The 13,219-nt window shown below is 54.9% G+C and carries 9 protein-coding genes; all 9 read left to right on the forward strand.

Annotation, left to right across the window (positions count from 1 at the left end; translation table 11 throughout):
- The first annotated feature begins 3 nt into the window (after positions 1–3).
- The 9 genes from NQF87_RS03135 (at position 4) to NQF87_RS03175 (ending at position 12,570) form a co-directional block, all read left to right on the forward strand.
- Positions 4–1,002 carry a D-alanine--D-alanine ligase gene (locus NQF87_RS03135; protein ID WP_266126946.1) on the forward strand — a complete coding sequence of 333 codons (999 nt, stop codon included), beginning with the start codon at positions 4–6 and terminating at the stop codon, positions 1,000–1,002.
- 8 nt (positions 1,003–1,010) lie between these two features.
- Complete coding sequence (locus NQF87_RS03140) at positions 1,011–1,901, forward strand: cell division protein FtsQ/DivIB (RefSeq protein WP_266126947.1); 891 nt, start codon at positions 1,011–1,013, stop codon at positions 1,899–1,901.
- 6 nt (positions 1,902–1,907) lie between these two features.
- Entirely contained in the window at positions 1,908–3,239 is a 1,332-nt protein-coding gene (ftsA, locus tag NQF87_RS03145) for a cell division protein FtsA (protein WP_266126948.1), read from the forward strand.
- Between the two features lie 115 nt (positions 3,240–3,354).
- Positions 3,355–4,836, forward strand: coding sequence for a cell division protein FtsZ (gene ftsZ / locus NQF87_RS03150; RefSeq protein ID WP_266126949.1), 1,482 nt, complete (start codon positions 3,355–3,357; stop codon positions 4,834–4,836).
- Positions 4,837–4,930: 94 nt separating this feature from the next.
- The gene (gene lpxC / locus NQF87_RS03155) at positions 4,931–5,824 is read left to right on the forward strand and encodes a UDP-3-O-acyl-N-acetylglucosamine deacetylase (protein WP_266126950.1); all 894 of its coding nucleotides are present in this window, start codon (positions 4,931–4,933) and stop codon (positions 5,822–5,824) included.
- 63 nt (positions 5,825–5,887) lie between these two features.
- Complete coding sequence (locus NQF87_RS03160) at positions 5,888–6,910, forward strand: outer membrane protein assembly factor BamD (protein ID WP_266126951.1); 1,023 nt, start codon at positions 5,888–5,890, stop codon at positions 6,908–6,910.
- A 212-nt stretch (positions 6,911–7,122) separates the two neighbouring features.
- Complete coding sequence (gene recN / locus NQF87_RS03165) at positions 7,123–8,859, forward strand: DNA repair protein RecN (protein ID WP_266126952.1); 1,737 nt, start codon at positions 7,123–7,125, stop codon at positions 8,857–8,859.
- Positions 8,856–10,934: an NAD-dependent DNA ligase LigA gene (gene ligA, locus NQF87_RS03170; RefSeq protein ID WP_266126953.1), complete on the forward strand. Its 2,079-nt coding sequence runs from the start codon at positions 8,856–8,858 to the stop codon at positions 10,932–10,934. The genes recN and ligA overlap by 4 nt, the downstream gene beginning before the upstream one ends.
- Before the next feature lie 250 nt (positions 10,935–11,184).
- A complete protein-coding gene (locus NQF87_RS03175) occupies positions 11,185–12,570 on the forward strand; it encodes a hypothetical protein (protein ID WP_266126954.1) in 1,386 nt (461 codons plus the stop codon).
- Positions 12,571–13,219: the final 649 nt, after the last annotated feature.

Consider the following 13,219-nt stretch of genomic DNA (forward strand, 5'->3'; position numbering starts at 1 on the left):
GGCATGACAGACAGAAACATTCTCCCCACCGTAACGCCTCTTTCCATCGCCGTACTGATGGGGGGTACATCCAGCGAACGCAGCGTCAGCCTCTCCAGCGGCAGGGCCGTCATGGCAGCCCTGAAGGAGGCCGGTCATCATGTCCATGCCATTGATGCAGGACCGGACATCACCGCCACCATCTCGGCCCTGAAAGCCTGCAAGCCGGATGCCGTCTTCAATGCGCTGCACGGTCCCGGTGGAGAAGACGGAGCCATTCAGGGCGTTCTGGAATGGCTGGGCCTGCCCTATACCCATTCCGGCGTGCTGGCTTCCGCCACTGCTATGAACAAGGCCAGCACCCGCATGGCTCTTCAGGCAGCCGGGCTGCCCGTAGCGGAAGGCTGCCTCATCACCCCGGAAGAGCTGAAACAGAGGGCACCGTTGCCGGCCCCCTATGTGCTGAAACCCGTGGCGGAAGGATCATCCGTCGGCGTACATATCCTTCATGAGGATGATGCGGGGACACGCCGTTCCATTGCCGATTCATGGACATTCGGTCCCCGGATTCTGGCCGAACGCTTCATTCCCGGCCGTGAACTAACCGTTGCCGTTCTGGGCGATGACGCCCTCGCCGTGACAGAAATCCTCCCGCAGGAGAGCGGCGGCTTTTATGACTTCGCCGCCAAATATCAGGCCAATGGCTCCCGCCACATCATTCCCGCCCCTCTGCCTGCGGAAATTACGGACCAGGCCCTCACCCTCGCCCGCAAGGCCCATCAGGCTCTGGGCTGCAAGGGAGCCAGCCGGACGGATTACCGCTATGACGGCGGCAGCGGTGCGCTGATCATTCTGGAGGTCAACACCCAGCCGGGCATGACAGCCACATCCCTCCTGCCCGAACAAGCAACCGCCCGAGGCGTGAGCTATCCCCTGCTGTGCCACTGGCTCGTGATGGACGCTCTGGGGAAGGCACAGCCCCTGTCGCTCCATCCCGTGCCCCAGCCTGACGGCAACGGCTGACACACCCCATGTCCTTCTTCAGAGAACGGCCTCAGGAACCCATAGACCCTTATGGAGATCGCCCTTCCAGCATGTCCCTCTTCTGGCAGAGACAGAAGATCATCATGCGGCGTCTCAGCATTCTGGGCCTAGTCTGTCTCCTGCTGGCCGGGACGGGCTGGCTGGCCTGGAGCAGCCTGGGAGGACACAGGCTCACTGACAGCCTGCGGGTCCGTCTGGCAGCCCTTGATCCACTCCGCATCCGTCACATCATCATCACGGGACGGCACCTGACGGATGAGAGTGAGATTCTGGAAGCCCTAGGCACGGACGTGAATCACTCCCTCTTCAGCTTCTCCGTAGAAACAGCCCGACAGCGGATAGATGAACTAACCTTCGTCAAATATTCAACGGTTGAACGCCACCTGCCCGATACGATTAATATTACCATTGAGGAAAAAAATCCCATTGCCATATGGCAGATGGATGGTCACTTCGTCCTCATCAACCAAAAAGGTGACACAGTTTCCCGACAGGAACTCACGGCACGCAACAGCTCGGTCTTCCGCAAGCTACCTCTTATTGTTGGAATGGGTGCCAATCTGGAGGCCGATGCCATCATTTCCCTTCTGAACCAGTATCCGGACATCAACAGCCATACGCTGGCCCTGATCCGCATCGGGCAGAGACGCTGGAACATCCTGATGCAAAACGGCACGACCCTCATGCTGCCAGAGGGAGCCGAGGCTGCTGCGCTGGCCCGACTGCACAGCTACCAGACTAATTATCAGCTTCTAGATCGCCCCCTTAAAACAATTGACATGCGCCTATCTGACCGTATGGTAATTCACCCCGCAGGCTCCGTTTCAGTCACTGCCAATCAAGACGCTACATCCGTGCCTCCGCCAGCTGGAGACTGAACTTCCATGACATTTCGCATTTCAACTTCTCAGTCCTCCCATGCAATAAAAAAAGAAGAGCGGGCCATCCTCCCAATTCTTCCTTCGAAAGAACAACAAGGCTTTACATGGTCACCTGGCCTCAAAACTGTACTGGACATCGGTTCCACTAAAATAACCTGCTTTGTTGGCCAAGGATTAAAAAATGGCGGGTTACGAGTCCTTAGTTGGGGCTGGCGACGCTCGGAAGGAATCAGCTCGGGGGCAATAGTTGATGTCCTTCAACTCGAGCGTGTCATCCGAGCTACAGTCGGTGACGCCGAACGCAAAATTAGCCGTCGTATTAAGGATGTAACTGTTAACCTTGCTTGTGGTAATCCCCGCAGCTACCACATAGATGCCTTCACGACTCCCAACGGCCGAGAGGTAAACGAAGAAGATATCCGAGATCTTTATGGACAAGCCTGCCACAACGCCCTAGAGCCACGTCGTCAGATCGTGCATGCCCTGCCTTTGGGCTTTAACATCGATGACAGCATCACCGTGCTTAATCCATGTGGGCAACGGTGCGAAAAATTAATGGGCAAATTTCACATTATAGATGCCCAAACTAATGCCTTTCAGACTCTAAATGCCGTTTTACAAAAAGCTGAACTACGAATCGTGGGAATGTTATCTAATCCCATCGCTTCTGGCCTTGCCGTATTAGACCATGACGAGCGTGACCTCGGAGCCACCGTTGTCGACATGGGCGCAGGAACGACCACCCTTGCCGTTTTTGCCCGTGGGCGCGTCCTCTACACTCGTCACATCCGCATTGGTGGACATCACATCACTCGTGACATTGCCCAATCCTTATCTATCCCCATCGACATGGCAGAGAGGCTGAAAACCCTTTATGGCATGGCCCATGCCTCTGCCAATGATGCTTTTATCCCCATTGCACTTCCTCTTCCCCATCACAACATTGTTCGTCAAATCACTAGGGCTGATTTGGTACGAGCCATCGCTCCCCGTGTCGAGGAAACGCTAGAAATGCTTCGCTACGAACTAGATGAAGCCGGATTAGGACGTCCGGCCGAGGGACGAGTCGTACTCACTGGCGGAGGAGCCCTCCTCAATGGCATTGACCTCGTAACTGCTGAAATTCTTAATCGCCCAGTTCAGATTCGTTCTCCAATGAACATACGGGGTCTACCCGAGTCGAGCCATCCTTCAATCTGGACGGGATTTTCTACAGCCTCAGGGCAACTTGCCTGGGCAGTAGGAGCTAAAGACCACTTCTGCTTATCAGAGAAGAACACAGCACCTCAGGGAATAGCGTGGCGTATTACGAACCTTCTAAAACGAAAAACATAGACAAAAAACAGCTCACACCTTCCAGCCTTATATCTTCAAGTGCTATCGTGCCCGAAAGACCCTCACACAACACCGATCACGCTTTCTGTCTTTATCCAACCGGAGCAAAAACTCTATGTCTCTGAACCTAACCCCGACAACCCCCGGCGTGAATAGTGTAAGCCCTCCGCGTATTACCGTCATCGGAGTTGGAGGTGGCGGCGTCAATGCTGTCAATAACATGATCGGTGGAAAACTCCGTGGCGTAACTTTCATTGCCGCCAATACAGACGCCCAACAATTAGCTCTCTCCAAGGCCGAAACACGCCTTCAACTCGGCCCTACTCTTACGAGAGGATTAGGAGCTGGTGCCAAACCAGAAATCGGCCGCCAATCAGCCGAAGAAGTTGAAGCAGAGATTCGGCAGCATCTGGAAGGTGTTGACTTAGTCTTTGTAACAGCTGGGATGGGAGGCGGGACAGGCACGGGTGCCGCTCCTGTAGTTGCGCGAATTGCTCACGAATCCGGTGCTTTAACCATTGGTGTTGTTTCCAAGCCTTTTGATTTCGAAGGAGCCCGCCGAAGCCGGGCTGCAATAGCTGGAATCGCAGAGTTAGAAAAATATGTTGACACCCTTCTCGTCATTCCCAATCAAAATCTTTTTGGGTCTGCATCTTTAACGACGTCCCTAGTCGAAGCGTTCGCCATGGCTGACGATGTATTGTACAGCGGCGTCCGTAGTGTAACCGACCTGATGGTTGAAGCCGGGTACCAGAATCTTGATTTCGCCGATGTCCGCACCGTCATGAGCGGCATGGGCAAGGCCATGATGGGCATTGGCACAGCATCCGCTGACGAAGACGGTGAAGATTGGGCCATAACGGCTGCCGAGCGAGCTATTTCTAACCCGCTTCTAGAGGAGACTTCTATTGCCGGGGCCCGTGCCCTCCTCGTGAACGTCACACTCGGCCCAGATATGAGCCTACTGGCCTATAACCAAATTATGAACCTCATTCGCGAGACAGCCAACTGCGAAGATGAAGAAATTAACAGCGGCTTCGTCGTCAATGAAGAGATGAAAGGACGCGTGCAAGTTTCCGTTATCGCCACGGGTCTAGATGGACGTGAGCGCAACGACTCCATTGGCCACTCCACGTACAAAGAACAGCCGCAAGAGGCCACGCAAGACGTAACTGCCGTTGTCCCCGTCTCCGAGAAAGATTCCTCATCAAGCGAAAAGAACCTCTGCCACGAAAACGAACTGAATCATACAGCATCTTCTCAAATAAGCCACGGTCCTACACCAACGAGTTATAGCAGTAACGATCAAAACAGTCCATCATCCAACGCAACTCCGCAACTACCTAACTACGATCCTCACCTTGGCCCACATCACCAACTCTCTAATTCCGTGTCGGCGCCCTCTTCCTCTCGGGTTGATACGCCATCGACAAATGGCGGCCTGTTTAGTCGTTTATTCCGCACCGCACGTCCAGAGCACGAAAGCCAGAACCAACAATCGCCACACAATAGTAAACTAGAAAATGAAGAACCAACTTCAACAAACGAGGATGACGAGCTAGATATTCCGGCCTATCTTCGTCGTAGTCCGAGATAACTAGCTTCAATGTGAAGTTACTCCTAAAAGAAAGCTCTCTTCTCCATCACACCATATGCCCTCCTCAACAAGAAGGACCTTTCATCCCAGGCGGATGCAGACCACACTGAAACATCCTGTGCAGTGCCAAGGCACGGGGCTGCATGGCGGCAGGCCCGCCACGCTCCATCTCCTTCCGGCAGAGGCCAATACGGGCATCCACCTCCAGCGTCTGGACAGGGCAGGCACGCCGCCCTTCCGTCTCACGCCGGACTGCATCATCTCCAGCCCGCTGGCAACGGTCGCTTCATCCCCGCTCACGGCTGATCTGACAGTCGCCACCGTGGAGCATCTCATGGCGGCCCTCCATGCCTGCGGGATCGACAATCTGCTCATCCAGAGTGACGGGCCGGAACTTCCCATTCTGGATGGCTGCTCACGGACGTTCATGTCCCTGCTGGATGATGCCGGAACCGTCAGCCTGTCAGTTCCCCGCCGTTCTGTCAGCATACTCCGTCCTGTCCATGTGACAGGCAGGGATGGAGCCAGAGCCAGCCTGCTCCCCGGCACATCCGACGCACTGGAACTCTCCCTGAGCATCGATTTCCCCGCTCCGGCCATCGGGAAACAGACATGCGCCATCCGCCTCTCCCGCCAGACATTCGAAACCGAACTGGCCTCCTGCCGCACGTTCGTCAATCATCAGGATATTGCCGCCCTTCAGGCGCAGGGTCTGGCCCTGGGCGGGTCTCTGGAGAATGCGCTGGTCATCCAGCATGACCGTATCCTCAATCCCGGCGGCCTGCGCTACGACAATGAATGCGCCCGCCACAAGATGCTGGATACGGTCGGCGATCTCTACTGTGCAGGATACAGGCTGTCCGGCCGTTTCGAGGGGCACAGGACAGGCCATGCCCTCAACAACCAGCTTCTGCGCGCACTCTTCTCTTCCCCGGAAAACTGGCAGTTCTCTGATGGAAGCGTGTCCGTTCTGCCCCGGCCTGCATGAGAATATCAGGCCGGAGCGCAAGAACCCCCTTTTCCCAGAAAACTCCCATGCTATAAGAAAATCATGGTCAGCAGCATCCTAAAATCCCACGTGATTTCGTCCCGTTTCAGTCTTGCGGTTTTCTGCGTTCCGGCTCTGCTCGGACTCAGCCTTCTATCCGGCTGTTCCAGCTCCGATGCTGACATACAGGCAAAGCTGCCACGGTCGGCTGATGCCGAAACCCTCTACAACTATGGGATTGATGCCCTTCACGGGGGGCATTACAAGCTGGCCAGCAGCGAGTTCGAACTTCTCCAGCAGAATTTCCCCTATTCCGGCTACACGGGCAGTGCTGAACTGATGGAAGGCTATGCCTACTATCTTCAGGGCGAGTATGCCCTCTCCGTCCAGCAGCTGGAACGTTATCTCCAGCTGCATCCCACCAGCCCGGATGCTGCCTACGCCTATTATCTGCGTGGCCTGTGCTATTACGAGCAGATCGGCGATGTCTCCCGTGACCAGCTCGGCACGCTGGAGGCCATGGATGCCCTCCAGGAAGTCATCACCCGTTTCCCCCAGACCTCCTATGCCCGTGATGCCCAGCTGAAGATTGACCTCTGCCGTGACCATCTGGCCGGCAAGGAAATGTATGTCGGCCGCTACTACCAGCGGGAGAAGGATTATCAGTCCGCCTATGGCCGCTATCAGCGTGTCGTGCAGGACTTCCAAACGACAAACCATGTGCCGGAAGCCCTGGAGCGTCTGGTCGAAGTCAACCTGGCCCTCGGCCTGCCGGATGAGGCCCGCCAGTCCGCCGCCGTGCTGGGTTATAATGCCCCGGACAGCCGCTGGTACCGGCTCGCCTATAACAAGCTGAAAAACCATCACCAGCTGACACCGCAGCTGCCCAGGCCGTCACAGAGCCAGAAGGCGCATGAGCGTCGTTCCAGAAAGCGCCATGCCATGACCCCGCCTTCTGCACAGCAGACAGCCCCGGCATCATCCGATGCCGTCATCGTCCAGCCCGTTTCCACGACGCAGTCTGCCCCGATTGCCTCCGTGAACATTCCTCCGGCTCCCGCACCGGCCGGAAAAAAATCACGATAGGATATGAAGGCCATCAGGCCTGCCATCTCCTGACCATTTATGGAACGTAAAATGTGAAGCCGGAATTTTCTGGCTTCACATCATTTATTCGCTCCCCGCCAGTGTGACCTATTGCGCTGGCTACTTTTTTACTCAATATCTGGCACCGCATTTTCTGAAAACCTGCAGCAGGCGCACCTGTCGACGCTCTGCCCGGTTCTGGAGGCTGCATTATGCTGACACATCTCTCCATCCGTGATGTCGTCCTGATCGAAAAGCTGGACCTCCCCTTCCACGGGGGCCTCACAGCCCTGACAGGGGAAACGGGAGCTGGAAAATCCATCCTACTGGACAGCCTCGGCCTCGCCCTGGGGGAGCGGACCACCAGCCGCATCATTCGGGCCGGTGCCGCCCAGAGCAGCGTCACGGCCGTCTTTGAACTGCCCATGGGCCACCCGGCCTATGGTCTGCTCCGCAACAAGGACATCGCCTCCATCGAGGAAGGCGAACCTCTGGTCCTCCGCCGGATCGTCACAAAAGAAGGACGTTCCCGCGCCTACATATGTGACCAGCCCATCGGCATCAGCGTCCTGCGGGAAGTCGCCTCCCTCCTCGTGGAAATACAGGGCCAGCATGAACAGATGGGGCTGGCCAACCAGAGTGCCCACCAGACCCTTCTGGACGCCTTTGCCGTACCGCAGAAACTCCGCCAGCAGGTCGCCCGCTGCTGGGATGACTGGCAGAACACCCTGCGAACCCTGAACAAGGCCCGCAAGGATGTGGAAGATGCCAGCAAGGAGGAAGACTGGCTGCGTCAGGTCGTGGAAGACCTCTCGGCCCTTGCTCCCAGAGAGGGTGAAGAGGATGAACTCGCCGCCCTACGGGTCAAGCTCCAGCAGGATGAACGCCGGGGCGAGGCCGTGGCCGCTGCCCTCGCCGAACTGACGCCAAAGGATCGCCGCACGGCAACACCGGCCAATGCCCTCCGTTCTGCCAACCGTGCCCTCTCCCGGCTGCTTCCCTCCCCGCTGGACCGGGCACAGGACGAAGAGCAGGAAACACCCTCCGCCCAGCAGGAACAGGCGCAGGAAGCCCTCACGGCTCTGGAAAGGGCCGAAGAATATCTTGCCGAGGCTGAAACCCTGCTCTCCCGTCTGGCCGTGGATACCACGGTTGATTTCCGCCTTCTGGAAGAAACGGAGGAACGGCTGTTCACCCTGCGTGCCGAAGCCCGCAAGCACAAGATCAGCGTCAGTGAACTCCCCTCCTTTCTGGAGACCCTGAACCAGCGGCTTGCCAGCATTGATTCCAGCTCCGAGGCTCTGGCCCGGCTGGAAGAGCAGGTCCGTGAAAGTCGGACAGCGTACGAAACCGCCGCACAGGAACTGAGTGCGGCCCGTGGCAAGGCAGCCCGCCAGATTGAAAAACGGGTCATGGCCGAGCTGGTGCCCCTCAAGCTGGAGCGGGCACGGTTCATCGTCGAACTCTCCCCCCTGCCTGCCGAACAGTGGAACCGCCACGGCATGGAGCAGGTGGCCTTCCTCATCGCCGCCAACCCCGGACAGCCCCCCGGCCCCCTTGGCAAGGTGGCCTCCGGTGGGGAACTCTCCCGCCTCATGCTGGCCCTCAAGGTCGTGCTGGCAGGCCGTTCCTCACTCACCACACTGGTCTTTGACGAAGTGGATTCCGGTGTCGGGGGAGCGACCGCCTCCGCCATTGGTGAGCGTCTGAACCGTGTGGCACGGGATGTTCAGGTACTGGCCATCACCCACAGCCCGCAGGTGGCCGCCTACGGGGACCATCAGCTCCGCATTGCCAAACAGGTCGTCAACAATCAGACGCAGACCAGTGCCACCCCTCTGACGGATGAGGAACGCCGTGAAGAGCTGGCCCGGATGCTCGCTGGCGATACCGTAACCGATGCCGCCCGTGCAGCAGCAGACAGCCTCCTTGGACCCGCAGCAGAATGACCAGAACAGCCTCCCCTGCCCAGCGTCACGCCGAACTGGAAGCAAAAATTGCCCGCTGGAATGAGGCCTATCACGGGCAGGACAATCCTGAAGTCTCCGATGCCGAGTATGACAATGCCCGACTGGAGCTGGTCATGCTGGAAAGACGCCATCCGGAGCTGAAGAAAAAGGACGGTGTCTCCTCACAGGTGGGAGCAGCCCCCAATCCCGCCTTTGGCAAAGTGAAACACCGTGCCCCCATGCTCTCGCTGGACAATGTGTTCAGTGAAGACGAATTCGCCCAGTTCATCAGCCGGATCGGGCGGTTTCTCGGGCTGGATGAAGCCGGGACAAACGGGCTGAAGTTCGTGGCCGAACCCAAGATTGATGGCCTGTCCATCAGCCTGACCTACGAGAAAGGCCAGCTGACGGTCGGCACGACCCGGGGCGATGGCACGACGGGGGAAGATGTCACCGCCAATGTGCGGACCATCAGCACCATTCCCCAAACCCTGCCGGCCCCTTTCCCGGACCTTCTGGAAATCCGGGGCGAAATCTTCATGAGCCGGGCCGAATTTCTGGCTCTCAACCAGCAGCAGGAAGAACGGGGCGAAAAACCCTTCGCCAACCCGCGCAATGCCGCCGCCGGATCACTCCGCCAGCTGGATGCCTCCGTCACGGCCCGCCGCCCTCTGGGGCTGTTCGCCTATGGGCTGGGCTATAATACGGGCGTGACCGTCACCACCCATTCCGAATGGCTCGAACAGCTGAAAAACTGGGGCTTTGCCGTCAATCCGCTGTCCCGGGCCATCAGTCATGCCAGTGACGTCCCTGCCTATGTAGAGAGCTTGGCCAAGGAACGGCCTGACCTTGATTACGATATTGACGGCATCGTCTTCAAAATTGACGCCATTGACCTCCAGACACGCCTTGGCTTTGTGGGGCGTGCCCCTCGCTGGGCCATCGCCTGGAAATTCCCGGCAGAACAGGCCATCACCCGGCTGAATGACATTGAAATTCAGGTAGGGCGGACCGGTGCCCTGACCCCCGTGGCGCATCTGGAGCCTATCAATGTCGGTGGGGTCATCGTCTCACGGGCGACCCTTCATAATGAAGATGAAATCCGCCGTCTGGATGTTCGCCCCGGTGACCTCGTCCGCATCCAGCGTGCCGGAGATGTCATTCCGCAGATACTGGGCGTCGTGGATGCGGACAGGCCGGACCGGGCCGGGTCCTTCCATTTTCCTTACCACTGCCCCGTCTGTCATGCCCATGCCGAACGTATTGGCGATGAGGCCGTGCGCCGCTGTTCCGGTGGCCTGACCTGCCCGGCCCAGACAGTCGAACGGCTCATCCATTTCGTGTCCCGCAAGGCATTCGACATTGACGGGCTGGGGGACCGCAGCATCCGCAGCTTTTATGGACTTGGACTGGTCCAGCGTCCGGGCGATATTTTCCGTCTGCACGAACATAGGGAACGTCTCCAGAAGCTGGAAGGCTGGGGGCCGCAGTCCGTCGACAATCTGCTCCAGGCTATTGATGATCGCCGCACCATCAGCCTGCCCCGTTTCATCTACGCACTGGGCATCCGTCGCATCGGAGAGCGCAACGCCCAGCTTCTGGCCCGCCATTATCAGAGCTTCCCCACATGGCACAAAGCCATGATCGCCGCCATTGAAGCAGACAGCGAAGACCGGGCCGCCCTGAGTGCCATCATGGGCATCGGTCCCGCCATTGCTGAAGAAGTGGCAGCCTTCTTTGGTGAAGAGCATAACCGGGCTGCTCTGGGTGACCTCGTCCCGGCCCTGACCATCAGTGAGGAAACTGGCCCCGAGACTGATGACGAAGGCTCCGCTCCCCTGAGTGGCCAGGTCATGGTATTCACGGGGTCGCTCACCACCATGTCACGGGCGGAAGCCAAAGCCATTGCCGAACGCCTCGGCGCACAGGTGACAGATAGCGTCTCCCGCCGCACGACGCTGGTCGTACTGGGCGAAAAGGCTGGCTCCAAAGCCAAGAAGGCACATGAACTGGACATCCGCACACTGGATGAAACCGGATGGCGTTCACTGGCCGGACTGACCGAGACAAGCTGAAGCAGAAATCAGAAGCTGACATCTATGGAAGTGGTCAATTCTCCAAAATAGGATTATGTCACAGTTATTTGAAGAAAATATGTCATATAAAATTTCATTTTGAAAATAATTTTTAAATTTAATTAAAATAAGAAGCAAGAGAATTTCAAAAATTTATTTAATTCATATATAATTATGATATAATACACATTAATTTTAATTATTTCAGTCCACAACTTGTTGATTAATTCTATGAATAGAATAGACTTCTATGAAAATCTCAGATATCCTAGAACAAGACAGTAATTTTCCGGAGATTCGTAGGATGGATGAAAAAAGATATTTCCTAACATGGAATTTTCAGATTCTTCGACAGAACCCCACAACCCGAACACTTTACTGCTCCCGTTTGGACAGCCAGTTCCCCAACGATGCCTTCGGCCTCACACTGGCAACAGACGACATTGGCGCACAATGCACATTTATCCCCCAGGGCGAGAATATTGCCCCCTATCATATTGATGATATTGAAATAAGCTTCAATTCCAATATGCGCGTCTGGAATCTACGGGACAAGAACGGGCTATTCCTATGCTTTGATTCTGAGACGCTTTCTTTCTCCAGAGAACACCCCTCATTCTGGGAGGGGTTCATTATACTTACTCGCAGAGAAATTGACATATTAAGCCATTTTCTGAATAATAAATGGGTCCTTCCCAAGACACAAAAGATTGTTGATGGCAAGGATTTCAAATTCGCTGATGTCTTCAAAATAGTAATTGATGATTTTGACGTTGATATGCGCTATCAACTTTTCAAATACTGGAACAAGTATAACGTCACGCTCTATTTCAGTGGCTGGAAGCGTGAAATGCTTCACCTCTATAACCCTGCTGTTTACATTACCGCCTACAATAAAGAATCCATCATGCAGCAATGCAAGATGTGTGTCGTCTCACTGCGGAAAATGGGGAATTTTACCGGTCCAATCATCCTCATGACCGACAAGGATCAGGCCTATATAGACAACTTGTTTGAAAGCAAGAAAGAGTACACTGACAATCTCATCATCCATAATCTGTATCCAAAGGACTTCCTGTCCTTTGTCTGCTCCAAATATGAAATAACGAATAAAGACACTTTTGCAGGGTATCAACCGCTCCTATATCTGGACCCAGACATCATCCTAAACAGACCACTGGAGCCGATGTTAATACGTGGCCTCTCAACTGGCAAGATATGCTCCCCTGCCGAAGAATTTCATCCCATACAAACCCATATTCCAGCGGGCTCGTCCCTATTCTCAATGGATGACATTCCAGGCCGTTTCACACCCGGCATCAATGGCGGGACCATCCTGTTCCCCAATACGGAAGATGATACAATCCGCCGCTTCGTTGATGAGATACGGCACGAAGTAACAAATCTAGTCTTCAAATTTGGACGTTCATTCAATGGCTGGGCCGATCAAGAAGCTTATAATTACCTTGCCATTAAAACGAACCTGGTCAATTCCAATGCCCTAACACCATTTACGGCCTATCAAGGGCCTACCCATGACCAGCGTCTGGGTCTGATCCATTTCTGGGGCTTCTCATCCGATGAAAAAGTGAAACGGATGAGAGAATACATGAATACTCTGGGCTATCACGCCTGAGTGATCTGACCTTATGGTCCCTTCATCCATGTCAGATGAGGGGGCCGAGCACTACATAAACGGCCATTGGATTTCCGGCCATACAGGAACTATGCTCCATCAAGCTCGTTCCACATAAAGCCGCATACCAGCCGCGGTGACTAATATCTAATTTCTTCCTTCACACTAGCAACCAACAAACAGTGTTTCAGCCTATACTTGTTTTTTGTCCCAAGCTAAGGTGATCTTCATGATTTGGTGTCTGGTTGATAATTTTCAGAAGGCCATCCTGGACCAGCATGCTAACATAAATACTCAGTACGTTTTCTGTATGCTTCAAAAATCCTAGATATCAATAAAGGAACATATATTTCCGATGCCCAGTTTTCGTCATTGCAAAATTCAAATTTCCCAGCGGGGGCGGACAGTCAATGAACGATATAATGCTTCCAAAAGACAACACAACACATTCTACAATCTGTGTTAGAGCAAGTGGTTTAACATCTTGATAGAGTAAGTAGAATTCAATTCTATCAAAATATGGACAATTATATTTACCTTTTAATCATACGTATCTCTAAGTATCTTTAATGTTTCCGAATTATTCTTAGAACATAATCACCCCTTCTAAAACACACCTCATTTTCTTGGCTATTTCCTACCTCCTCAT

The organism is Bombella dulcis, assembly GCF_026385505.1.
In the GTDB taxonomy this organism is placed as follows: domain Bacteria; phylum Pseudomonadota; class Alphaproteobacteria; order Acetobacterales; family Acetobacteraceae; genus Bombella; species Bombella dulcis.